At 73.4% G+C, this 23,324-nt stretch carries 17 protein-coding genes; 3 read left to right on the top strand and 14 right to left on the bottom strand.

The genetic code is table 11. The features are described from left to right. Positions 1-32 precede the first annotated feature (32 nt). From QMK28_RS11685 to QMK28_RS11650, 8 genes are all read right to left on the bottom strand, one after another. On the bottom strand, positions 33-221 hold the full coding sequence (locus QMK28_RS11685) for an MbtH family NRPS accessory protein (RefSeq protein ID WP_326437016.1): 189 nt from the start codon (positions 219-221) through the stop codon (positions 33-35). Next, entirely contained in the window at positions 218-4,480 is a 4,263-nt protein-coding gene (locus QMK28_RS11680) for an amino acid adenylation domain-containing protein (protein WP_326437015.1), read from the bottom strand. Before QMK28_RS11680 ends, QMK28_RS11685 begins: the two co-directional genes overlap by 4 nt. After that, on the bottom strand, positions 4,477-4,707 hold the full coding sequence (locus QMK28_RS11675; protein ID WP_326437014.1) for a phosphopantetheine-binding protein: 231 nt from the start codon (positions 4,705-4,707) through the stop codon (positions 4,477-4,479). Before QMK28_RS11675 ends, QMK28_RS11680 begins: the two co-directional genes overlap by 4 nt. Positions 4,708-4,712: 5 nt before the next feature. Beyond that, complete coding sequence (locus tag QMK28_RS11670) at positions 4,713-5,345, bottom strand: isochorismatase family protein (protein WP_326437013.1); 633 nt, start codon at positions 5,343-5,345, stop codon at positions 4,713-4,715. A 187-nt stretch (positions 5,346-5,532) separates the two neighbouring features. Then, positions 5,533-7,290: a (2,3-dihydroxybenzoyl)adenylate synthase gene (locus tag QMK28_RS11665; protein ID WP_326437012.1), complete on the bottom strand. Its 1,758-nt coding sequence runs from the start codon at positions 7,288-7,290 to the stop codon at positions 5,533-5,535. Then, on the bottom strand, positions 7,287-8,495 hold the full coding sequence (gene dhbC / locus QMK28_RS11660; RefSeq protein WP_326437011.1) for an isochorismate synthase DhbC: 1,209 nt from the start codon (positions 8,493-8,495) through the stop codon (positions 7,287-7,289). The genes QMK28_RS11665 and dhbC overlap by 4 nt, the downstream gene beginning before the upstream one ends. A gap of 341 nt (positions 8,496-8,836) precedes the next feature. Then, the gene (locus QMK28_RS11655; RefSeq protein WP_326437010.1) at positions 8,837-9,637 is read right to left on the bottom strand and encodes a 2,3-dihydro-2,3-dihydroxybenzoate dehydrogenase; all 801 of its coding nucleotides are present in this window, start codon (positions 9,635-9,637) and stop codon (positions 8,837-8,839) included. Between the two features lie 156 nt (positions 9,638-9,793). After that, complete coding sequence (locus QMK28_RS11650; protein ID WP_326437009.1) at positions 9,794-10,774, bottom strand: ABC transporter substrate-binding protein; 981 nt, start codon at positions 10,772-10,774, stop codon at positions 9,794-9,796. A gap of 144 nt (positions 10,775-10,918) precedes the next feature. On the opposite strand from QMK28_RS11650, the gene QMK28_RS11645 reads away from it, so the two are divergent. The 3 genes from QMK28_RS11645 to QMK28_RS11635 are packed head-to-tail and all read left to right on the top strand — an operon-like array spanning position 10,919 to position 14,258. Then, positions 10,919-12,046 carry a FecCD family ABC transporter permease gene (locus QMK28_RS11645; RefSeq protein WP_326437008.1) on the top strand — a complete coding sequence of 376 codons (1,128 nt, stop codon included), beginning with the start codon at positions 10,919-10,921 and terminating at the stop codon, positions 12,044-12,046. Then, positions 12,043-13,410, top strand: coding sequence for a FecCD family ABC transporter permease (locus QMK28_RS11640; RefSeq protein WP_443050680.1), 1,368 nt, complete (start codon positions 12,043-12,045; stop codon positions 13,408-13,410). The genes QMK28_RS11645 and QMK28_RS11640 overlap by 4 nt, the downstream gene beginning before the upstream one ends. 5 nt (positions 13,411-13,415) lie before the next feature. Beyond that, a complete protein-coding gene (locus QMK28_RS11635) occupies positions 13,416-14,258 on the top strand; it encodes an ABC transporter ATP-binding protein (RefSeq protein ID WP_326437007.1) in 843 nt (280 codons plus the stop codon). Here the strand turns inward: QMK28_RS11635 and QMK28_RS11630 are convergent. The 6 genes from QMK28_RS11630 to QMK28_RS11605 form a co-directional block, all read right to left on the bottom strand. Then, positions 14,234-15,166 carry a S66 peptidase family protein gene (locus tag QMK28_RS11630; protein WP_326437006.1) on the bottom strand — a complete coding sequence of 311 codons (933 nt, stop codon included), beginning with the start codon at positions 15,164-15,166 and terminating at the stop codon, positions 14,234-14,236. The genes QMK28_RS11635 and QMK28_RS11630 overlap by 25 nt on opposite strands. Beyond that, positions 15,163-17,160, bottom strand: coding sequence for a S9 family peptidase (locus QMK28_RS11625; RefSeq protein ID WP_326437005.1), 1,998 nt, complete (start codon positions 17,158-17,160; stop codon positions 15,163-15,165). The genes QMK28_RS11630 and QMK28_RS11625 overlap by 4 nt, the downstream gene beginning before the upstream one ends. 13 nt (positions 17,161-17,173) lie before the next feature. Continuing rightward, positions 17,174-18,532 (bottom strand): M20/M25/M40 family metallo-hydrolase, encoded by a 1,359-nt coding sequence (locus QMK28_RS11620; RefSeq protein ID WP_326437004.1) that lies wholly within the window; start codon positions 18,530-18,532, stop codon positions 17,174-17,176. Beyond that, positions 18,525-19,361, bottom strand: a complete 837-nt coding sequence (locus QMK28_RS11615; protein ID WP_326437003.1) for a M55 family metallopeptidase — start codon at positions 19,359-19,361, stop codon at positions 18,525-18,527. The genes QMK28_RS11620 and QMK28_RS11615 overlap by 8 nt, the downstream gene beginning before the upstream one ends. Positions 19,362-19,618: 257 nt before the next feature. Next, positions 19,619-20,341 (bottom strand): class I SAM-dependent methyltransferase, encoded by a 723-nt coding sequence (locus QMK28_RS11610; protein ID WP_326437002.1) that lies wholly within the window; start codon positions 20,339-20,341, stop codon positions 19,619-19,621. A 177-nt stretch (positions 20,342-20,518) separates the two neighbouring features. Continuing rightward, positions 20,519-23,233: a SpoIIE family protein phosphatase gene (locus tag QMK28_RS11605; RefSeq protein ID WP_326437036.1), complete on the bottom strand. Its 2,715-nt coding sequence runs from the start codon at positions 23,231-23,233 to the stop codon at positions 20,519-20,521. Between the last annotated feature and the right edge of the window lie 91 nt (positions 23,234-23,324).

Genomic DNA, 23,324 nt, shown 5'->3' with positions numbered 1-23,324 from the left:
GCACGGAAGGCCACAGTCCGCACCATGGCCGGCTACAACTCCTTCCGCTCCACGAACCTCACGCACTCGTCATAGGCCGCCGGCCCCAGCAAGCGGGTCCATCCCGAGGGCGCCGCCGCGAAGGCGGGCCACAAGGAATGCTCGCCCGCCGCGTTGGCCAGCACCAGGTGCGTGGGGTCGTCCGGGCGGTCCGGATCGGGGTCGAAGGGGCTGCGGATCATCGGGCTCCCTCGGGTGCCTGTGCTGCCGGCCGGGCCGCCGCATGACCGGGACCGCGATCGTGGCCGGTGCCGGTGCCGGTGCCGGAATCGGGAGCGGAATCGGCGTCGGGAGCGGCATCGTGCTCCGCCAGCCGCTCCGCCAGCACCGTCGCGATCCGCGCGATCTGCTCGGGCTGCGTCATCTGCGGGTGCAGACAGTCGATGTCGTGGTTGGTGAGCGTGCCGGTGATGTACGGACGCCAGGCGTCGCGGGTCAGCCAGTCCTCCGGACGGGGAGCCGACGCGGTGAAGAAGAGCACGTCGCCGTCGAAGGCCCGGTGCTGGTGGGCGCGCATCAAGCGGGCGTTGTTCAGCACGATGTTGACCACCGCCGAGACCGTGTAGTCCGCGAGATTGGCGAGCGCGCTGCCTTCGCGGTGCAGCGTCTGGAGCACCTGTTCGCGGGTGAGCGTCTCCCCCGGCTCGTAACCGGCCATCCGCAGCAGCGCGCCCAGCGCGTCGGCCTCGGCCGGGACGGCCTGGTCGCGCCACTGGTCGGACGGGTAGGCGTCCATCAGGGCGAGCAGTTCGACCCGCTCCCCCGCTTCCTGGAGCCGCACCGCGATGGTGTGCGCGACGACGCCGCCGACCGACCAGCCGAGCAGCCGGTACGGGCCGTGCGGCTGGATCTCGCGCAGTTGGCTGACGTAGTCCTCAGCCATCTGCTCCATGTCGGGCGGGAGTTGCTCGGGGCGGGTGAGGCCGCGCGCCTGCAAGCCGTAGACGGGCTGGTCGGGACCGAGCCGGGCCAGCAGCCCGGAGTAGCACCAACTGATGCCGCCGGCCGGGTGGACGACGAACAGCGGGGTCCGGCTCCCGGCGGTGCGCAGCGGCAGCAGGACGCGCAGCGCGCCCTCGTTGTCGTCGCCCTGATCGCCTTCGGTGGCGACCAGCCGGGCGGCGAGCGCGGCCGGGGTGGAGGCCTGGAACAGCGCGCCGATCGCGAGGTCCGTGCCCAGCGCGTCCCGCACCTCGGCGACCAGCCGGGCGGCGAGCAGCGAATTGCCGCCGAGGTCGAAGAAGCTGTCCTCGACGCCTACTTTGGGCAGGCCCAGGACTGCCGCGAAGAGTCGGGTGAGGATCTCCTCGCGGTGGTCGCGCGGGGCGCGGCCGTCGGTCGAGCCGGCCGTGTCGGGGGCGGGCAGCGCCTTGCGGTCCAGCTTGCCGTTGGGGCTGAGCGGGAGGTCGTCGAGGACCAGCAGGGCGCTGGGCACCATGTAGTCCGGCAGCCGCGAGGCCAGCCGGGCCCGCAGCGCGTCGGTGTCGAGGCGCGGGTCGGTGTCGAGGCCGGGACCGGTGTCGAGGCCGGGGTCGGTCCGGGCGTCCGTATCGGAGTGACCGGTCCCAGCGGCGGCATCCGCCGGGACCGGCTTTCCGGCCGGCTGCGCGTCGCGCGCCGGAGTGATGTAGCCGACCAGGCGCTGGTCGCCGGGCCGGTCTTCGCGGACCAGGACGCATGCCGTCCCGACCGTGTCGTCGGCCGCCAACGCGGCCTCGATCTCGCCGAGTTCGATGCGCAGGCCGCGCAGTTTCACCTGGTGGTCGGTACGGCCGAGGTAGTCGACCGAGCCGTCCGCGAGCCACCGTACGAGGTCCCCGGTGCGGTACATCCGGCTGCCGGACGGGCCGAAGGGGTCGGCGACGAAGCGTGCGGCGGTGAGGGAGGGGCGGCCGAGGTAGCCGGTGGCGAGCTGGGTTCCGGCGAGGTAGAGCTCGCCGCAGACGCCGGGCGGGCAGGGCTGGAGGGCCGCGTCGAGGACGTACAGCCGGGTGTTCCAGACCGGCTTGCCGATCGGCACCGGGCCGGATTCGCCCGGCTCGCAGGGGTGGTGGGTGACGTCGACCGCTGCCTCGGTCGGCCCGTACAGATTGTGCAGCGGAACGCCCGGCAGCAGGCGGTGGAACGCTTCGGCGGTCTCGCGCGCCAGCGCCTCCCCGCTGCAGAAGACCCGGCGCAGACCGTTGCCGGGAACCCCGGCCGCGCTCGCCCCGGCGCCCGGCTCGGCCAGGAAGACCTGGAGCATCGAGGGGACGAAGTGCAGGGTGGTGATGCGGTGTTCGCGGATCGTACGGGCGAGGTAGCCGGGGTCCTTGTGGCCGCCGGGCGCGGCGACGACGAGGGTCGCGCCCTCGCGCAGCGCCCAGAAGAACTCCCAGACGGACACATCGAAGCCGGACGGCGTCTTCTGCAGCACCCGGTCGTCGGCGGCGAGCCGGTAAGCAGCCTGCATCCAGCGCAGCCGGTTGTCGATGGCCGAGTGCGGGACGACGACGCCCTTGGGGCGGCCGGTGGAACCGGAGGTGTAGATGACGTAGGCGGGGTGCTGGGGGGTGAGCGCGCGGGGCGGGTTGGTGGTGCCGTGCGCCGCCAGCTCGCGCCGTAGCGCCGGGTCGTCCAGGACGAGCACCGGCAGTTCGGTGTCCGGCAGCTCGGGGCCGGTCGCGGTGTCGGTGAGGACGCAGACGGGGCCGGCGTCGTCGAGCATGTACGCGAGGCGGTCGGCCGGGTAGTCCGGGTCGAGCGGGAGGTAGGCGCCGCCCGCCTTGAGGACGGCCAGCAGGGCGACGACGAGGTTCACGGAGCGCGGCAGCGCGACGGCGACGAGCGCGCCGGGGCGTACGCCGAGCGTCGCGAGCCGGCGCGCGAGCCGGTTGGCGCGGGCGTTCAACTCGCCGTACGTCAGGGCGCTCACGCCGGAGCCGGCCGGGGAGCCGGCCGGGGAACCGGCCGCGAGGCCCGCGCCGTCGAAGACGACGGCGGTCGCGTCGGGCGTGCGGAGCGCCTGCGCCTCGATCGGGCCGATGAGGGTGGTCGGCCGCACCGGCCGCTCGGTGTCGTTGAACTCGGTGTCGACCTGGTGGCGCTCCTCGGCGGTGAGCACGCCGAGGCCGCCGAGCGGGGCGTGCGGGTCCTGGGCGAGGAGCCGGCTGACCAGGTCCAGGAAGCGGCTCTGGTGGACGGCGAGTTCGTCCTGGCCGTACAGCGCCGGATTGCCGTCGTAGTCGATGCGCAGGCCGGAGCCGTCCGCGCGGTCGTAGATGTTGACGGTGAGGTCGTCCACAGGGCCCGCGGACAGGTTGTGCGCGTCGGAGGGCGCGCCGGCGAAGGTCAGCCCGTAGTCGAACGGCATGACGTTGACGAGCGGCCCGACCAGGGCGCGGCCCTCGCCGAGCAGGCCGAGGTCGCGGCGGATGTCCTCGTAGCGGTAGCGCTGGTGGCGGCGGGCGTCGCGGATGCCCAGGACGACCTGCCGGGTCAGCTCGGCGAAGGTCGCCTCGGGTGCGACGGTGAGCCGCAGCGGGAGCACATTCATGACCATGCCGGGCACCCGCAGCGCGGCGGAGCCCATCCGGCCCATCATCGGCAGGCCGAGGACGACCTCGGCCGAGCCGGTGGCGCGGGAGAGGTAGAGCGCCTGCGCGGCGATCAGCAGATCGGGCCAGCTCGCGCGCACGGAGGCCGCCAGCTCCTTGAGGCGGGTGCTCTCCTCGGGTCCGATGCGGTCGGTCCGGCGCAGGAAGGTACGGGAGGGCAGTGCGTCGCGGCCGGCCAGCGAGGGAGCTTCGGGGCGGTCCGCGAAGCGCCGCGTCCAGTGGTCGCGGTCGCTCGCCCAGGCTTCGGAGACCCGGTAGGCGCTGTCCTCGGCGACGAGTGCGCAGAGCCGCCCGAAGGGGCTCGATCCGGGCGTCCGCCCGGCGGCCAGCGCGGTGTACAGCTCGGCGACGCGGCGGGCGAGCAGCGAGTAGCCGAATCCGTCCATCACGGCGTGGTGCACCCGCTGGTACCAGAGCCAGCGCTCGTCGCCGACCCGGAACAGGCCGTGCACGAACAGCGGGCCCTCGGCCAGGTCGAAGGGCTCGGCGAGGTCGGCGCGCATCCAGGCGCGGGCGGTCGCGTCCGGGTCGCCCTGGTCGCGCAGGTCGGCCGCGTGCAGCGGGAAGCCGTGGCCGGGCGGCTCGATGGCGATGGGCAGCTGGCGCGGTCCCTGCGGGCTCTCCACGATCCGCACCCGCAGCGCGTCCGCCTCACCGGCGGTGCGGTGCAGTGCCTCGGCGAACAGCACCGGATCCACCGGGCCGTGGATCTCGATGCACTCGGCGGTGTTCTGCGCCGGGCTGTCCGGGTCGAGCGCCTGGGCGTACCACATGCCCGACTGGGCGGCGGTCAGCGGCATTCCGGCCGTGCCGACGTCGAGGGCCGGTTCGAGGACTGCGGTCATGCCACGACTCCGAGCAGCGGCGCCCACGCTTCGATGGCGGGCTGCTCGGCGAGGTCGACGAAGGTCACCTCGACGGCGTGCTCGCGCCGCCAGCGCTCGACGAGCGCCATGATGCGGACCGAGTCGAGGCCGTAGTCGACGAGGCTCTCGTCGACCGGGATGTCGGCCGGGTCCTCGCCGAGCACGTCGGCGATGTCCGCGCGTATCAGTTCCACGGTGAGTGCCACGGTGATCAGTTCCCTTCGAGGACGGCGTCGGTGGTGGTGACGACGGCGCACTTGGCGGCGGCCCAGCTCAGCGCCATCCGGTGGTCCGCCTCGGAGAAGTCGGCGACGGCGTCGGCGACCAGGAACGCCTGGGTGTCGCGCATCCACGCGTCGCAGGCGGTCATCAGGACGCCGATGTGGGCGTAGACGCCGACGATGACGAGCTGGTCGCGGCCCTGCGCGGCCATCCGCTCGGCGAGGTCGGTGCGGACGTACGCGCTGTACTTCCACTTGGTCAGGACCGTGTCGCCGTCGGTCGGGGCGACGGCCTCGGCGATGGCCTCGGCGTGCTCGTCGTCGGGCAGACCCGGTCCCCAGAAGTCCTGCTGGAGGCCGCGCTCCTCGGCGCTCTGGCCGCCGGGCTGGGCGGAGTAGACGACAGGTATGCCCAGCCGCTCGCAGTCCTTCTTCAGCCGGGCGACGTTGGCGAGGAGGTCGGTGACGGGCGACGTACCCGCGGTGAAGGCCCCGAGGAAGTAGTTCTGCAGGTCGTGGACGAGCAGGACGGCCCGCTCCGGGTCCACGGTCCAGTCGACGCGGTTCGCCGGCAGCTCGGCCGCCGTCGGCATGGCGTAGGGGGGAATCGCGGGCAGTGCCATGGGTGGGGCCTTTCGGGGGCTTATCGGCGGTGCTGACAGGCGGTCGGGCTGACAGGACTGAGGACTTGCTGCGGGCTTGCTGCGGGCTTGCTGGGCGGCCTACTGCGGACTGGCTGCGAACTGCTGAGGACTCAAGGACTACTACGGGGCGTGCGGCGCTCGCGAGCCGGGGGGGCGCTCGCCGGGGTCAGCCTTGCCCGGCGGTCTCCCGCAGCCGGGCGGCGATCGCGGCGCGCAGGTCCTTCTTGCTGACCTTGCCGATGCCCGTCTGCGGGAAGGCGTCGATGAACTCGACCCGGTCGGGCACCTTGTAGGCGGCCAGGCCGCGCTCGCGGACGAACTTCTTGACGGCCATCGAACGGATCGGCTCGGCGTCCTCGCGCAGGATGACGTAGGCGCAGGTGCGCTCGCCCAGGTAGTCGTCCGGCACGGCCACGATCGCCACGTCGTGCACCGACGGGTGGGCGAGGATGTGGTTCTCGATCTCCTCGGCGGCGACCTTCTCGCCGCCCCGGTTGATCTGGTCCTTGGCCCGCCCCTCGACCACCAGATGGCCGGTCCCGGTCATCCGGACCACGTCGCCGGTGCGGTAGAAGCCGTCCGGCGTGAAGGACCTGGCGTTGTGCTCGGGCGCGCGCCAATAGCCGCGGATGGTGTACGGGCCGCGGGTCAGCAGGTGGCCGGTCGCGCCGGCCGGCAGCTCGTCGTCCTCGTCGTCGACGATGAGGATCTCGTCGTCCGCCGAGATCGGCCGGCCCTGGGTGCTGACGATGACGTCCTCGTCGTCGTCCAGCCGGGTGTAGTTGACGAGCCCCTCGGCCATGCCGAAGACCTGCTGGAGCGTGCAGCCGAGCGCCGCGCGGACGCGTCCGGCGGCCTCCTCACTGAACTTCGCGCCGCCGACGAGCAGCACTTCGAGGCTCTCCAGGTCGTACGTGGCGCTCGGCGGGGCCGAACCGTCATGGGTCACCGCGTCGCTGCGCGTCGCCGAGTTGTTCCGGGCCGCTTCCACCCAGACCAGCGCGAGCGGCGGCACCAGGCCGGTGATGGTCACGCCCTCGCGCTCGATGAGCGGGAAGGCGACGTCCGGGCTGGGCTGCGGGCAGAGCACGACGCGCCCGCCCGCGTAGAGCGCGCCGAGGGTGCCCGGCGAGCTCAGCGGGAAGTTGTGGGCGGCGGGCAGGACGCACAGGTAGACGCTGTCCTCGTCGACCCGGCAGATCTCGTTCGAGCCCCACAGCGAGTACAGGTAGTCGTCGTGGGTGCGCGGGATGAGCTTGGGCACGCCCGTGCTGCCGCCGGAGAGCTGGAGGAAGGCGAGGTCGCCCGGCGCGGGCGGGTCCTCGACTGCGACCGGCTCCGTGTGCACCTCGGCCAGCGGTGTGTGGGTGTGCTCCGCCACCTCGCCGGCCACGAACACATGGCGCAGCGTGGGCAGTTCGGCGCTCAGTTTGGCCGCCAGCTCGCGGTGGTCGAAGCCGCCGTGGACGTCGGGGATGACGTACGCGACGGCCTCGGTGAACTCGCAGAAGTAGCGGATCTCGCTCTCGCGGTGCGCGGGCAGCGCGAAGATCGGCAGCGCGCCGATCCGGAACAGCCCGAAGACGACCTCGAAGAACTCGGCGACGTTGGGGAGTTGCAGGACGACCCGGTCGCCCTTCTTGATGCCCCGCGCCAGGAATCCGGCGGCGAGCCGGTCGGCGCGCTCGTCCAGCTCGCGGTAGGTCCACCGGCGCTCCGGCGCACCGCCGCCGGCGGGACCGGCGGGGCTTTTGGGGCCTGCTGGGCCTCCCGGGTCGACGATCGCGATCGCGTCGGGGGTGGCCTCGGCGCGCTCGCGCAGCATGCCGCCGAAGGTCTCGCCGCGCCAGTAGCCCGCGGCGCGGTAACGCTCGGCGAACTCGGCGGGCCAGGTGGGCGCGTCGGTTCCGGCGGCGCTGCTCACTGGTCCACCCCGACGGCGTGCAGGAAGGTCTGGAACTTCGCGCCGGTCTCGGCGGTCTCGGACTCCGGCGAGGACGCCTCGACGATTCCGGCGCCCGCGTACAGCCGCAGGGTGCGCTCATCGGCCTCGGCGCAGCGGATGGTGACCACCCACTCGCCGTCGCCGTCCGCGTCGCCCCAGCCGACGATGCCGGTGTAGAGGCCGCGGTCGAAGGGCTCCAGTTCGCCTATGACGTCGCGCGCGACGGCGGTGGGAGTGCCGCAGACGGCGGGGGTCGGATGCAGGGCGCAGGCCAACTCCAGCGCGGAGGCGTCCGCTTCGGCGAGTTCGCCGGTGATGCTGGTGGACAGATGCCACATCGCGGCGGTCCGTACCAGGGTGGGCCGCTCGGGCACGTCGAGGGTGCGGCAGTACGGGGCGAGGCCCTCGCGTACGGCGGCCACCACGACGGCGTGCTCGTGCAGGTCCTTGGCCGACTCCAGCAGCGCGGCGGCCCGGCGTACGTCCTCGGCGAGGTCGGCGCTGCGCGGCGCGGACCCGGCGAGCGGGTTGGCGACGAGCCGGCCGCCCTGCCGGGAGACGAGCAGTTCGGGGCTGGCGCCGAGCAGGGTGCGGCCGGGTCCGGAGGGCACGGCGAAGGTGTAGCCGGAGGGGTCGCGGCGGGCGAGGCGTTGCAGCATCGCCGGTATGTCGAGGGCCTGCGGCGACTCCAGCTCCAGCGTCCGGGCGAGGACGACCTTGCTGAACTCCGCGCGCTCCATGCGGCGTACGGCCTCGGCGACCGAGGCGCCGTAGGCGCGCGGGGCGGGCACCTGCCGGATGTCCCAGGCGGTGGCGGCGGGCGCCGGGGCGCGCAGCGCGATCAGCGGGTCCTCGGCGAGCGCGGGCGCCCAGCGGACGGTCTCGGGGACGGCGAGGGCGGCGGGCGCGGTGTGGTCGAAGGGGATCGCCCCGACGACGACCGGCGCGGGCCGGCCCGCGCGCCGCTGTGCGTCGAGCGTCTCGGCGACGCGCTGGTGCAGCGGTCGTTCGTCGTGCGGCACTGCTGCGCGGGTGCCGCGCGCGAGGAGGGTGCGGGCCGGTGACGCGAAGAACCGGGTGTCGCCCGGACGGTACGCGTCGAGCAGCGCGGTCGCCGCGCCGATGGCCTGGTCGGTTGTCGGCCCGGACGTGACGCGGGGGGCGACATCGGGTGCGGTCGTCACCAGGGGCTCCAATTTCTACGGCGGGACGGAAGGTCCGGGACGGGTCGGCGGGACCGGCCCGCCGGATGGACGGTGCGTAAGGAAGAACCGGTCGTACGGAAGGTCGGGGCGTGCGGGTCGTGCGGAGCGTGCGGGTCGTGCGGAGCGTGCGGGTCGTGCGGAGCGTGCGGGTCGTGCGGAATGCGCGGGTCGTGCGGGGCGCGCGCGGCGTACGGGCGGATCGGGCACGCCGGAGTGCGCCGGGCGGGCCGACGGGGCGCGTAGGCCGCGTGCGACAGGGTGCGCCGGGCGCGGGACGGGCGCGCGCTGTGCGCCGTCCGCCGGTCCGCGCGCGGCGCGCGCTAGGCGCGCAAGGTCGCGCCGCCGTCCACGTACAGGTCGTGCATCGTGATGTGCCGGGCCCGGTCCGAGACGAGGAAGGCCACGGCGTCGGCGACGTCGGACGGCTCGGCGATGCGGCCGAGCGGTATGCCGACGCGGTAGGTGTCGGGGTCTCCGTCGATGACGCGCAGCGGCGCCTGCGCGTCGGTCCAGAGCTGACGCTGCATCGGGGTGTCGGTGGAGCCGGGCGAGACGACGTTGCAGCGGATGCCGCTGCGGGCCAGCTCCAGGCCGAGGCACTTGGTGAACATGGTCGCGGCGGCCTTGGAGGCGGCGTACGCGGCCATGCCGGTGCGGGGCACCCCGGCGGCGTTGGAGCCGACGGTGACGATGCAGCCCGCGCGGCGCTCGGCCATCCGGCGGGAGACGGCGCGCGCGGCGTGGAAGACCCCGGTGGTGTTCACGGCGAAGGTGTCCGCCCAGTCGGCGTCGGTGAGGTCGATGACGGGCGAAGTGCGCAGCACTCCGGCGACGTTGACCAGAATGCCGATGGGGCCCATGGTGCGTTCGATCTGCTCGACGGTCTCTTCGACGGCGGCGCTGTCGGTGACGTCGACGGTGTGGGCGACCACCCGGGCGTGACCGTACTCGGCCTCAAGCGTCTTGACCCCGTCGGGGCTTCGGTCCAGGGCCGCGACACGGGCGCCCTGGTCGGCGAGAGCGCGGGCCACGGCTTCCCCTATGCCCTGGCCCGCACCGGTGACCAGCGCGATCCTTCCGGCCAGCTCAGACTCCTGCACTGTGATTTCCCCTCGCCGCATGTGAACTTAGGTGAACCTAACCTAACAGGCCGTGGCGAGCGCCGGAACCGGCACCCGCCACGTTCAAGCCACCCGGGCGAGGCGCTGCTTCGCCGGACTCGGCCGAACTCCGCCGGGGTCCATCGGACCCCGCCGAACTCCGCCGGACCCCGTCGACTACTTCGCCATCGCCTTCTCGACGTCGTCCAGCACCGACATCGCGGCGACCGAGCCGCCGAGGCTGGTCCACTTCGAGCCGTCGATCTCCGTGACGTGACCGTCCTTCACCGCGCCGAGCTGCTTGTACGCGGGCTTGGTCTTCAACTCGCCGAAGAGGTCGGCGTCCTTGCCCTTGGAGGCCAGCGTGCCGATGAACAGCCAGTCACCGTCGATCTGCTTGATGTCCTCGTCGCTGATCGGCGTCGAGTGGCCCGCGCCCTTCTCGTTCTGGAGGCCGGGACGCTTGAAGCCGAGGTCCTTGAGCACGTCGCTGATGAACACGCCCTGCTGCATGACCGCGGTGCCCTTGCCGGAGTAGCGGGCGACGCTGGCGGTCGAGCCGGCCTTCCCGCCGATGGCCTTCTTCACCGCGGCCGCGCGCTTGTCGTAGCCCGCGAGGAACTTCTTCGCCTCGGCGTCCTTGCCGAGTACGTCGCCGGTGAGGGCGAGGGCCGACTTCCAGGACTTGTCCTTGCCGATCGTCACCACGGTGGGGGCGATGTGCTGGAGCTGCTTGAGCACCTGACTGTCCGTCGTCTGCCCTGCCAGGATGACGTCCGGGTCCGCGACCGCGACCTTCTCCAGGTCCGGACCGGTGACCGCGCCGATGACCGGGATGCCCTTCGCCTTGTCACCGAGGTACTCCGGAGCGCCCTGCTGGCCGCGGCCCGCGGTCAGGCCGATCGGCTTCACGCCGAGGGCGAGCGAGGTGTCGAGGTCCATCTCGCTGAGCACGACGACCTTCTTCGGCGCGGCGGGGATCTTCACGCCCTTGCCGGTCGCGTCCTTGACCGTGCGGATTTCCGCTCCCTTGCCCTCGACCTTGCTGTCTCCGCTGTCGGACTTCCCCGAACCGCAGGCGGTCAGGGCGAGCGCCGAGGCGACGACCGCGACGGCGGCAGCGGTGAGCCGGGCGCGAGAGGAACGGTTCGAGGACATGCGGTTCTCCGAGTGTGTAGGACGTCGGGCAAACGTGGTTACGGGGCGGGAGATCACCCCCCGACCCCAGGACATGACGGACGTCCGGACAGAGTCGTTCGACCCATCCGGAGCCCGAGCAGAACCTTAGGTTAGGCTAACCTCATGCTTGTTGCGCAACAGGGCGGCCCGCAAGGTGGCCCCACCACCGACGCGGACCCGGCCACCGCCCCCGCGGAAGCGGACCCGGCGCCAGCCCCGCACCGCCACCGCCCCACCCTGTGGGCGGCAGCGGGGCTCACCGCGCTGCTGCTCGTCCTCGCACTGTTCTCGCTGCTGATCGGCAGCGGCAGTCACCCGATGGGCCGCGCCCTGGACTTCCTGCTCGGCGACCCCGGCGCCCGCGCCGATCCCCAACTCCGGCTCGCCGTCATGGACGTACGCGTCCCGCGCACCATCGCGGCCGTCCTGGTCGGCGTGGCGCTCGGCACCGCGGGCGCGCTGTTGCAGGCCGTCACCCGCAACCCGCTCGCCGAGACCGGGCTGCTCGGCGTCAACTCCGGTGCGGCGCTGGGCGTCGTCATCGGCCTCACCTACTTCGGCGTCAGCTCGCCCGCCGGCATCCTGGTCTGGGCCCTCGTCGGCGGCATGGCCGCGAGCGCCGTGGTGCTGCTGCTCGCCGCCTCAGGCCGGGCCGCGGGATCGCCGCTGCGGCTGGTCCTCGCGGGGTCCGCGCTGGGCGCGACCTTCCACGGCATGACCTCGTACGTCCTGCTCGGCACCCAGTCCACCTTCGACGTGTACCGCTACTGGACGATCGGCTCGCTGGCCGGGATCAAGACCTCCACCACGCTCACCATGCTGCCGATCGTCGCCGTCGGCCTGCTCATCGCGCTGGGCGCCGGACGTCCGCTGTCCGCGCTCGCGCTCGGCGACGACAGCGCCCGCTCACTCGGCCACCGCCCGGCGCGCATCCGGATCGTCGTCGCCGGAGCCGTCACCCTGCTGGCCGGCGCGGCCGTCGCGCTCGCCGGGCCGATCGCCTTCCTCGGGCTGCTGGCCCCGTACGCCGCGCGCACCGTCACCGGACCGCGGATGAGCGCCCAACTGCTGCTCTCCGCCCTGGTGGCGGCCGATGTCATGATCGCCGCCGACATTCTGGCCCGGGTGATCATCCGGCCCTGGGAAACCCCGGTCAGCGTGCTGCTCGCGCTGGTCGGCGGCCCGCTGCTGATCTGGATCGCCCGGACCAACCGGATGACGGGCCTGGGCGCTTCGGGAGCGAACGCATGACGGCCGCACGGACCACCTCCGAACCGGACGGCACGGGCGGCACGGGCGGCACGGGCGGCACGGGCGGCACGGGCGGCACGGGCGGCACGGGCGGCACGGGCGGCACGGGCGGCACGAACAACGTAGACAATGTGGATAACGTGGACGACATGGACAGCGCGGCCGAGCACAAGCCCGTACCCGCCGAACAGCCGGAGCAACCTCCGGAGCTGACTCCCCCGGACAGCCTCCTCATCCGCACCGGCGCCCTCTCCTGGCTCTTCCCGCGCCGCACCGCCGCGGTCGCCGTCGGGCTCGCCGTCGTCATCGCGGCCGTCGTCGTCTTCGGCACCCTCGTCAGCTCCTCCGGGATGAGCCTCGCCGACTCGGTGGGCGGACTGCTCGGCACCGGCGATCCGACGAGCGTCCTGCTCGTCCAGGACTTCCGGCTGCCGCGGATCATCGTCGGCCTACTGGTCGGCGCGGCGCTCGGCATCTCCGGCTGCCTCACCCAGACCCTCGCGGGCAACCGGCTCGCCACCCCCGACATCATCGGCGTCAACGCGGGCGCCACCGCGGCCGTGGTGGCCACCGTCGTCGGCAGCTCCACCGCGATGGTGGGCTCCTGGTGGCTCGGCCCGCTGGGCGCGATCGGCGCGGCGGTGCTCGTCGTGCTGTTCGCGGGCGGCGCGGGCACCCGCGGCTACCGCGTGCTGGTCGTCGGCATCGGCGTCTCCACCGTCATCGGCGCCGTCAGCGACCTGCTGATGTCCCGGCAGAACGACAACACCGCCGGCGGCATCTTCCTGTGGAGCATCGGCAGCCTCAGCGGGCGCGACTACGGCGTCGGCGCGCCGCTGACGCTCTGCCTGGTCGTCCTGGTGCCGCTCGCGCTGGTCGCCGGCCGCCGGCTGGACCTGATGCGCTTCGACGACGACATGGCCAGCGCGCTCGGGCTGAACGTCCGGCTCGTACGCGCCCTCACGCTCGCCCTCGCCGTGGTCCTGGCGGGCGTCGCGGTCGGCGTCGGCGGCCCGATCGCCTTCGTCGCGCTCGCCTCGCCCATCCTGGCCGCCCGGCTGTGCGGGCCCACCCGGGTCCCCGTACTGGCCTCGGCCCTGGTCGGCGCGGCCCTCATCGCGGGGGCGGACGCGCTCGGCCGGGTCATCGCCCCGGTGGAGATCCCGGTCGGTGTGGTGACGAGCGTCCTGGGCGGCCCGTTCCTGCTCTGGGTCCTGTTCGGCAACGACACCAAGCCCGCCGGCAAACGGGGCGCCGCCCCCGCGAAGAGCACGGTGCGAACCACCGCGCAGAAGACCGCCGCGCGGAAGACAACCGAGCAGACCCCCGAGCCGACCTCCGTCAAGAAGACCGGAAGGGCCTGAGCCCCGTGGAACTCTCCGTCGAACAGCTCACGGCCGGCTATCCGGGCCACCTCGCCGTCGACAGCGTGGACCTGACGGTCCCGGCCGGCCAGGTCGTCGCGATCGTCGGCCCCAACGGCTGCGGCAAGTCCACCCTGCTGCGGGCCATCGCCCGGCTGCACCGGCCCGACGGCGGGACCGTACGGGTCGGCGACGCGGACGTCTGGCAGCTCAAGCAGCGCCAGGCCGCCCACCGCATCGCGCTGCTGCCGCAGTCCCCGCAGGCGCCTGAGGCGGTCACCGTCGCCGGGCTGGTGCGCTACGGCCGCCACCCGCACCAGGGCCTCTTCCGGCAGTGGTCGCGCGAGGACGAGCGCGCGGTGCGCGAGGCACTGGAGGCCACCGGGGTCATGGAGTTGGCGGACCGCCGCCTCGACCAGCTGTCCGGCGGCCAGCGGCAGCGCTGCTGGCTGGCCATGGTGCTCGCCCAGCAGACCCCCGTGCTGCTGCTCGACGAGCCGACCAGCGCGCTCGACCTGGGCCACGCGGTCGAGGTGCTCGGACTCGTACGGGAGGTGGCCGCGGCGGGCCGCACCGTCGTCATGGTGCTGCACGACCTGGGCAGTGCCGCGCGCTACGCCGATGTGATCGTCGCGATGCGCGACGGCGCGGTGCTCGCCAACGGCCCCGCCCGCGAGGTCGTGAACGCCGCCCTGGTCAGGGAGTTGTACGGGATCGAGGCCGACATCCTCGAAGCGCCGGGGGACGGCTCCCCCGTGGTGGTACCGGTAGTGGCCGGGCCGTTCACAGCCTCCCCGGCCACCGGATTCCCACTCCCCCGGCCTCACAGCAACGCCGGCACCGCGTAGGTGAGTGTGCGGGCGCCCGCGTCCAGTACGGCCGGTACGCCGAGCGGCAGGGTCAGCGTCGAGGGGCCGTGGCCGAAGCCGAACTCTTCCACCACCGGCACCCCGAGCCCGCCCAGCCGGTCCAGCAGCACCGCCCGCACCTCCTCGTACGGTCCGCACTTCGCCCAGGACCCGAGCACGATGCCCGCGACGCCGGCCAGCCAGCCGGAGCGCAGCAGTTGGGTCAGGTTGCGGTCCAGCTGGTAGGGCGACTGCTCGGTGTCCTCTAGCAGCAGCAGGCCGCCCGCAGCTCCCCGCCGGGCGTGCGGCGTCCCGAGGTCGGCGGCGAGCATGGTCACACAGCCGCCGAGGGTCACCCCGCGGGCCGTGCCGGGCACGAGCGTGCGGGCCGTCGCCGGGCGCAGGGTGCGGGCCGCTTCGGGCGCGAAGAGCGTCTGCCGTAAGTGCTCCCTGGTCGGGGCGTCGTCGAGGAAGGACGCCGTCGCGGTCATCGGCCCGTGCACGGTCGCCAGGCCCAGCCGGGTCGCGAACGCCTCCTGGAGCGCGGTGGTGTCGCTGTACCCGACGAAGATCTTCGGTCCGGCGGCGTGCATCGCGTCCCAGTCGAGCTCATCGACCATCCGCTGCGCGCCGTAGCCCCCTCGGGCGCCCAGCACGGCCGTCACGGACGGGTCGCACCACGCGTCCTGGAGGTCGCGGGCGCGGTCCTCGTCCGTACCCGCGAGGTAGCCGAAGTCGGGATGCCGGTCCGCGGTGTGCGGGGCGGCGACCGGATCGAGGCCCCAGCCGCGCAGCACGTCAAGGCCCGCGGCGAGGCGCTCGGGCGGGACCGGACCGCTGGTGGCGACCACCGCGACCCGGTCGCCCGGTCGCAGCCGGCGCGGCCGGGTCAGCGCGGGGGCCGTCACTTCTTGAATTCCAGGACCGGTACGTCCTCGCGGCTGATGCCGAAGGTCTGGGCGTAGAGGGAGAGTTCGGCCTCCAGAGCGCGGACGATGGTGCTCTCACGGCGGAAGCCGTGCCCCTCGCCCTCGAAGGCGAGGTAGGCGTGCGGCACGCCGCGGCCGGCCATCGCCGCCATGAACCGCTCGCACTGCGCGGGCGGGCAGATCACGTCGTCGAGTCCCTGGAGCAGCAGGAAGGACGCCGAGATACGGTCCGTCCGGTTGGCCGGGGAGCGGTCGCGGTAGCGGTCGGGGACCGCGCCGAGCGAGCCGATCAGGCTCTCCAGATACCGCGATTCGAAGTCGTGGGTCTCGCCGGTGGCCCAGCCGGAGAGGTCGAGGATCGGATAGCTGATGGTGCCGCACGCGTAGACGTCGGTGGAGGTGAGCGAGGCGCCCGTGGTCCAGCCGCCGGCGCTGCCGCCGCGGATCGCGAGCCGCGCCCGGTCGGCGGTGCCCTCGTCGGCGAGCGCGGTGGCGACCGCCGCGCAGTCCTCGACGTCCACCACGCCCCACTGCTCGCGCAGCCGGTCGCGGTACTCCCGGCCGTAGCCCGTCGAGCCGCCGTAGTTGACCTCGGCGACGCCGATGCCGCGCGAGGTGAAGTAGGCGACCTCCAGGTCCAGCACGAGCGGGGCCCGGCTGGTCGGGCCGCCGTGCACCCACACCACGTACGGCGGGAGTTCGCCGTCCGGCGCGGTGTGGTCGGGGCTGTGCGGCGGGTAGAGGTGCGCGTGGATGTCGCGGCCTTTGGGGCCGGTGAACGTCCGGGCGTGGGGCTCGGGGTAGTACGCGGGGTCCAGCGCGTCGGTGTGCGCCGCGCCGATGACCCGGGTGCGGCCGGTGCTGGTGTCCAGCTCCACGATCTCGTACGAGCTGTGCGGTCCGGCTGCGACGCCGATCACCCGGGTGGCGCTCGCGGCGAGCGCGGGCGCCCATTCGGTCCAGGGGCCCGGCGCGTCGACGAGTTCGCCCGTCTCCGGGTCGAGTATGCCCAGCGCGGTCGCGCCCCGGCCGTGCACCACCGCGATCAGGCCGGTGCTCAGCGGCACGAACCAGCGCTGCCCCAGTTTCCACAGCGGCCCGGCGAACTCCTCCTCGCGCGGGCACAGGCTGCGCGCCGAGCCGTCCGCCGGGTCGACCCGGTAGAGGTTCCACCAGCCGTCACGGTCGCTCGCGGCCAACAGCGTCCCGTTCGCGGCCCATTCGACCTGGGCCACCGATTCCTCCGGGCCGCCCAGCAGGGTGCGCGGGCCGCCGAAGGTGCCGTCCTCGGCGATGTCGGAGAGCAGCACGACCGTGCCGTCCCAGGGCATCCGCGGATGGTCCCAGGCGATCCAGGCCGCGCTCAGGCCGTCCGGGGAGACCCGCGGGCCGGTGACGAACCGATGGCTGTCGTCGGTCAGTTCACGGATCGCGCCGCGGTCCCGCGCGGCCGAGCCGTCCAGCGGCACGGCCGCCAGCACCCGTCGCACGTCGGTCCGCGAGCCGCCGGTGAACTCCTCCAGCACGCACCAGACTTCACCCTTGGCGCCCCGTTCCAGGTGGACTTCCGGGTCGGCCCAGCGCCGGCCGCCGCCGACCGTGGACAGCGGGGTGAGGGGGCGCGGCGGGGCGGCGTTCGGGCTGTCCGGCTCGTACGCGTAGAGCCGCTGGTCGGCGAAGTTCACGAAGACGACGAGCGGGCCGCCGCTGGGCCGCGCCGCTCCGGCCCAGGGCCGGCCGCCGTACTCGATCACCCGGCTGCGGACGTTCCACGGCGCGGGCAGCACCGACTGTTCGGCGCCGTCGGCCGGCCGCCGGACCAGCGCCCGCCGCCCGCCTTCGGCCGGGCGCGGTTCGGTCCACCAGACCTCGTCGCCGATCGTTCCGAGGAATTCGGGACGCCCGTCGTGGGACGCGACGAGCCGCGCGTCGACAGGGGACTGCCAGGCTCCGTACGGTGCCGTGGACACCATGGGTTCCAGCCTCCTAGGCGGATTTCAGGAAGTTGTCGAGGACCCGCACCCCGAAGTGCAGGGCCTCGACCGGCACACGCTCGTCCACCCCGTGGAAGAGCGCCTGGTAGTCGAAGTCCTCCGGGAGTTTGAGCGGCGAGAAGCCGTAGCCCGTGATGCCGAGCCGGGAGAACTGCTTGGCGTCCGTGCCGCCGGACATGCAGTAGGGCACCACGTGCCCGTCCGGGTCGAAGCGCTCGACGGCCGCGCGCATCAGCGCGAACGTCGGTGAGTCCACCGGGGCTTGCAGGGCGACCTCGCGGTGGTGGAACTCCCAGTTCACGTCGGGCCCGGTGAGCCGGTCCAGCGTGCTGCGGAACTCCGCCTCACCACCGGGCAGCATCCGTCCGTCGACGTAGGCGGTGGCGCTGCCCGGGATCACATTGACCTTGTACCCGGCTTCCAGCATCGTCGGGTTGGCGCTGTTGCGCACGGTCGGCTCGACCAGCTCGGCCGCGCCGCCCAGTTGGCCGAGCAGCCGGTCGACCTCGCGCGCCAGCTCGGCCGGGCCGGCCGCGTCCAGCCGCGCCTCGACGCCGTACAGCGCGGCGAGTTCGCTCAGCGCGGCCCGTACCGTCGGGGTGAGCCGGACCGGCCATTCGTGCTCGCCGATCCGGGCGATGGCGGCGGCGAGTCTGCTCACCGCGTTGGCCGGGTTGACCTTGGAGCCGTGCCCGGCCTTGCCGTGTGCGGTGAGCTTCAGCCAGCCCGTGCCGCGCTCGCCCGCCGCCACCGGGTAGAGCCGCAGGCCGTCGCCGGTGTGGAAGGTGAAGGCGCCGGACTCGCTGACGCCCTCCGTACAGCCCTCGAACAGCTCGGGGTGCTGGTCGGCGAGGAAGCCGGAACCGACGGCGGCGCTGTCCTCCTCGTCCGCGGTGAAGGCGAGCACGATGTCGCGGCGCGGGCGCACGCCGGTGCGGGACCAGGCCCGGACGACCGCGAGGATCATCGCGTCCATGTTCTTCATGTCGACCGCGCCGCGGCCCCACACGACTCCGTCGCGGATCTCGCCGGAGAAGGGGTGCACGCTCCAGTCGGCGGGCTCGGCCGGCACCACGTCGAGGTGACCGTGCACGAGCAGCGCGTCCGCCTCGGGGTCCGTCCCCGCGATGCGCGCGACGACGTTCGTGCGCCCCGGGGCGCACTCCAGCAGCGTCGGCTCGATGCCGACCTCCGCGAGCCGCTCCGCGACGTACTCGGCGGCGGGCCGCTCCAGGCAGTCGCCGCCGCCGCGGTTGGTGGTGTCGATGCGGATCAGCTCCGAGGTGTACCGGACGACCTCGTCCAGAGCCACGGAGTCGATGGAAGTGTCGAGGGAAAGTGTGTCAGCCATACTGCTCCTCCACGGCGGCCGAGACGACGGTGGTGACCGCTTTGAAGCAGCGGATCCCCGCGTACATGGTGTCGGTGGTGTAAGCGACCCTGCGCTCCCCGGTGCTCTCCACACCCGGGACCACGGTCGCCGCCCCCACCAGGTGCTCGGCGTCGAACTCCAGCTCCACGGTGAACGGCGTTTCGAGTGCCGGTTCATGGCGCACCGCGAGTGCCGTCGCCTCCTTGGCTCCCGCCCGGATCGCCGCGGCCGTCACGGCCGGGGTGCGGCAGACCGCCGCATACCGGGAAACATAGTCCTTGACCGCGACACCGTGTGCGCGGGGCGCGTATCCGCGGGCGTCCACGCAGGTCCGGTCGTCGCCGGTCACCAGGACCACGGGGACGCCGTACTCGGCGACCACCCGGGCGTTGAGCAGGCCCTCGCTGGCGCGTACCCCGTTGACCCACACTCCGGTGATCGAGTTGGCGAGGTAGGTGTGCGCGAGCACGCCCTCGGTCCCCGCCCCTGTGTGATAGCCCACGAACGCGATGCCGTCCACGTCGCCGTGCTGCACGCCCTCGACCATGCTGAGCGACTTGTGCCGGCCGGTGAGCAGCTGGGCCCGGTCGTCGAGTTTCTCCAGCAGCAGATTGCGCATGGTCCAGTGCGCCTCATTGACGAGCACCTCGTCAGCGCCGCCGTCGAAGAATCCCGCGATCGCCGCGTTCACATCGGAGGTGAACAGATGACGGCAGCGCTCCCACTGCGGAGTGCCCGGCAGCACGTCGGCGGGCCAGGTCACGCCGGTGGCGCCCTCCATGTCCGCGGAGATGAGGATCTTAACCATGCACCAGTTCTATCCCAGGCGGGAGGCTGTATGCACGGCTCCTGAGCAGTCCTTGACATCATTTAACAGGAGTGTCGATCCGGTTCCCGATTGTGTCCGGGAACTCACGCCCCGCCGGGAGGGGCGCGACGCCGTGCCCTGGCGGGCGGCAGCCCCGAATGGGCCAGCCGCCGGCGGACCGGCCGCCGCCCGCGATCCGGGGAGACCGGGCTGCGCGCCGGGGCGTGCGGCCTCCGCGCGTCGCCGGCCTCCGGATCTCACCCCGGCCGCCCCGCCACCAGCCACTTCGAGGGCAGCACGATGCGTACGCCGTCCGGCCCGTACTCCGAGGTCGTCAGTGGCAGTTCCCCGCTCGCCAGCACCTCCAGACCCGCCGCCCGCAGCAGCGCGGGGACCATCGAGTCGGCGGCCTCGGCCGGCGCGATGCCGTGCGCGAAGACGGCCGCGAGTTTGGGCGGCGGGCCGGCCGGGCCCTGGGCCAGCCCCAGCAGGACGCTCTTCGCCGCCTCGGCCGGTTCGACCACGAACGCCCTGCCGCGCACACCGAGCAGGGTGGCGATGCCCTCCGCGATGGCCGGCCGGTCGTCCGGTTCGCACTGGTGCAGCACACCGCGCATATAGACGTCACTGTCGCCGAGTTCGGCGTGCAACGCCTGCTCGGCCGCCCAGTCGGAGGCGTTCAGCCGACGGTAGTCGGCGCGGCCGTCCGGATCGGCGGTCCGCGCGCGCTCGACGGCTGTCGGCGACAGGTCGGCCCCGATGACCCGCTCGTAGCTGACGGCCAGGAACCGGGTCTGCGTGCCGTTGCCGCAGCCGAGGTCCACCAGCGGCAGCCCCGCGTCGAAGTGCGGCGCGAACAGCGGCAGGTGTGCGGCGGCGGCCAGCTCGGGCTCCACGTCCCAGAAGACCTCCCCGGTCCCGGGCGACGCGTCGCGCCAGAACCCTTCCCACGCTTCCAGATACCGGGGTGATGCGTTCATGACCCATGGCTACTGCCACGGACGGCGCAACCGCAAGAGCGGGGCGCGAAACTTCACTCGCCGTACGAGCCCGGCGCACGCCCGCAGCGCTCGACGGCTCCCCCCACGCCCCAGCGCTCGCCGACTCCCGCGCGTCCAACCTCCGCCCGCGCACGCCGACTCCCGCACGCCCCCTGCCTACCGCTGCGCGCCTGCCGCTCCCGGAGCTCTCCCTACAGGGGGCAGCGACTGCTCGAACCACACCGTCTTGCCCTGTTGAGTGCGGCTCACTCCCCACTCCCGCGCGAGCCTGCTGACCACGCGCAGCCCGCGTCCCGACTCGTCCCGCTCGCCCGCGCTCATCAGCACCGGCAGCGCGTGATCGTCATCGGTCACCTCGCACAGCAGCGCGTCCGTACGCACCAGCCGCAGTTCCACCCGCCGGGTGTGCGCATGCCGCACGGCATTGGTCACCACCTCGCTGACCAGCAGTTCCGCCGTCTCGACCGCCTCCGGCAGCCCCCAGTCGAGGAGCTGCGCGCGCACCCGCCGGCGCGCCCGCCCCACCTCGCGCGGGTCCAGGGCGAGCCGGTACTCGGCCACGTCCTCGCGGGCGATGCCGTTGAGCCGTGCCATCAGCAGGGCGACGTCGTCCTTGCGCCCGCCCCCGCCGCCGGAGAACGGCGCCGCGAAGGCCCGGATGATGGCGTCGCAGGCCGCGTCCATCGACGCCGCCGGATGGGCCGCCGACTCGCACAGCGCGGCCAGGCCCACCCCGATGTCCTCGCCGCGCACCTCGACCAGGCCGTCGGTGCAGAGCACCAGCCGGTCCCCCGGCTCCACTCGCAGCCGCACCGTCTCGAACGGCACCCCGCCGACCCCGATCGGCGCCCCGGTCGGCAGCTCCAGCAGTTCGCTGCGGCCGTCGGCGGCCCGTACCAGCACCGGCGGGATATGGCCCGCGTTGGCGATGAGCAGCTCGGAGCCGATCGGGTCGTAGACCGCGTACACGCAGGTCGCGAGGTAGTGCTCGCCCAGCCGCTGAGCCAGGTCGTCGAGGTTGCGCAGCAGTTGCGCGGGCGGCAGGTCCAGCCCGGCCATCGTCTGCACGGCGGTGCGCAACTGGCCCATCATGGCGGCCGAGTTGAGCCCGTGGCCCATCACGTCGCCGACGACCAGCGCGGTGCGCGACCCGGGCAGCTTGATGGTGTCGAACCAGTCGCCGCCGACCCGCCCCAGCCGCGTCCCGGGAAGGTAGCGGGTCGCCGTGTCGCAGCCGGGCAGCCGCGGTGTGATCTGCGGGAGCATGCTGTCCTGGAGCGCGTCCGCGACGTTCTCCTGGTAGGTGTACATGCGGGCGTTGTCGAGTACGAGGCCGGCGCGGGCGGCGAGTTCCGCGCCGGTCACCCGGTCCATGTCGTTGAAGACCGGCCGCTCCCGGTGCCGCAGCAGGATCATGAAGCCCAGCACCACGTTGCGCGCCTTCAGCGGCACGACGAGCATCGACCGGTTGTTGATCAGCGGGCTGATGTCCCGCTTCTCGAACTGCGCGGCGATCGCGTTGCCCATCTCCTCCGAGATGCGGGGCACCAGCACCGGCTGCCCGGTGGTCATGCACTGGAAGAAGGGCGTCCGGGCGGGGAAGGGCATGGACTCGCCCACCGGCACCACGTCGTCCCAACGGCCCGGTTCGTCGTCGTGCTCGACGCACACCCGGTGCCACAGCGTCGTGACGTCGGGCGGTCCGTCCGGGAAACCCTCGCCCGCGACGACCTGTTCGCGCAGATACGTCCCGGCGACGTCGGTGAAGCGCGGCACCACGGCCGCGCTGACTTCCTGGATGGTGCGGGCGAGGTCGAGCGAGGTGCCGATGCGGCCGCTGACCTCGTTGAGGAATTCGAGGTGCTCCCGTACGGCGGCGTACTCCAGGTCCGGCGCGAGATCGGGGTCCGGGTCCGGTGCGCGATCGGGGTCCGGGCCGCCCGGCACAGGACCGGCGGTCCGGTCGGCTGCCGCTCCGGCTGTCGCTCCGGCCGCTGCGGCGGCGACCGCGCGGCGCTGCCGGTCCCGGCGTTCAGCCCGCTGCGGAACGCCCCAGTCAGGGGTGACCGGCACCCGGTCGTGCCGGCTGATCTCCAGCACCGGGTAGCCGAGTTCGAGCACCTGCGCGGCGATCCGGCCGCTCTCCCGCGGGCTCATACTCGGCAGGATCTCGGGCAGCCGCCGGGCCAGGTCGTCGGCCTCGGCGAATTCGGTGTGCCGGGCGAAGCCGGGTGCGATCCGCTCGAACTCCGCGCCGGAGGCGGCCGGCCCCGCGACCCGTTCGCTCCGCTCGTCCGCCGGGCCCGGCTCCGCGTACGAGTGCGCGCGCGAGTCCCGCTCCGCGTACAGCTGGGCGGCGTCCGCCGCCACCACCAGCAGCCGGCCGGTGCCCGGTCCGGCCAGCGGGTAGGCCCACCAGAGGACGTCCGCGGGCCCGCTCCCCGGATCGGCCGTCCGGGCCCATCCCGCCGTGGGGTAGGAGGTCTCGCGGCGGAGCGAGGTGTCGAGACCGGGACCGAAGTCCTCGAAATACTCGGGTTCGTCATGGGCGGGCGGCGCGTACTCGGGTTCGCCGTAGGCGGGCTCGCCGTACTCGGGGCCGCCGTACCCGGGCACCCGGTACTCGGGCGGGCCGTACCGGGGTTCGGCGGCGCGCTCCTCCGCCCGCTCGACCGTCGCCAGCGGGCCGGACACCGGCAGCAGGTCGACGGCGGGAGCGCCCACCGCCTCCGCACGCGTACGCCCGAAGAGCTTGCGGGCGCCCGTGCTCCAGTGCGACACCAGGCCGTCGTCGTCGATCACGATCACCGCAAGCGGAATGCGGCCGGGCACGGGCGCGCGCGGCCCGGCGGTCTCTGTCGCCGGGGGCATCGTGCCGCCGGCGCGCGACGCGCCCTCGTGAGGCGATGTGCCCGCGCTGTGCGACGTGTCCTCGTGAGGCGATGTCCCGTCGCCGTGCGAT

It is taken from the genome of Streptomyces sp. H27-D2, from assembly GCF_035828615.1.
Taxonomy (GTDB): Bacteria; Actinomycetota; Actinomycetes; order Streptomycetales; family Streptomycetaceae; genus Streptomyces.
The sequence above is the reverse complement of the archived record's forward strand: the minus strand, read 5'-3'. Positions and strand labels throughout refer to the sequence as shown.

Excerpts from the sequence above, each read along its gene's own strand:
- QMK28_RS11685 (WP_326437016.1), bottom strand. The coding sequence starts at position 221 with ATGATCCGCAGCCCCTTCGACCCCGATCCGGACCGCCCGGACGACCCC.
- QMK28_RS11620 (WP_326437004.1), bottom strand. The coding sequence starts at position 18,532 with ATGGCTGACACACTTTCCCTCGACACTTCCATCGACTCCGTGGCTCTG.
- QMK28_RS11650 (WP_326437009.1), bottom strand. The coding sequence starts at position 10,774 with ATGTCCTCGAACCGTTCCTCTCGCGCCCGGCTCACCGCTGCCGCCGTC.
- QMK28_RS11680 (WP_326437015.1), bottom strand. The coding sequence starts at position 4,480 with ATGACCGCAGTCCTCGAACCGGCCCTCGACGTCGGCACGGCCGGAATG.
- QMK28_RS11670 (WP_326437013.1), bottom strand. The coding sequence starts at position 5,345 with ATGGCACTGCCCGCGATTCCCCCCTACGCCATGCCGACGGCGGCCGAG.
- QMK28_RS11605 (WP_326437036.1), bottom strand. The coding sequence starts at position 23,233 with ATGCCCCCGGCGACAGAGACCGCCGGGCCGCGCGCGCCCGTGCCCGGC.
- QMK28_RS11610 (WP_326437002.1), bottom strand. The coding sequence starts at position 20,341 with ATGAACGCATCACCCCGGTATCTGGAAGCGTGGGAAGGGTTCTGGCGC.
- QMK28_RS11645 (WP_326437008.1), top strand. The coding sequence starts at position 10,919 with ATGCTTGTTGCGCAACAGGGCGGCCCGCAAGGTGGCCCCACCACCGAC.
- QMK28_RS11615 (WP_326437003.1), bottom strand. The coding sequence starts at position 19,361 with ATGGTTAAGATCCTCATCTCCGCGGACATGGAGGGCGCCACCGGCGTG.
- QMK28_RS11655 (WP_326437010.1), bottom strand. The coding sequence starts at position 9,637 with ATGCGGCGAGGGGAAATCACAGTGCAGGAGTCTGAGCTGGCCGGAAGG.
- QMK28_RS11625 (WP_326437005.1), bottom strand. The coding sequence starts at position 17,160 with ATGGTGTCCACGGCACCGTACGGAGCCTGGCAGTCCCCTGTCGACGCG.
- QMK28_RS11640 (WP_443050680.1), top strand. The coding sequence starts at position 12,043 with ATGACGGCCGCACGGACCACCTCCGAACCGGACGGCACGGGCGGCACG.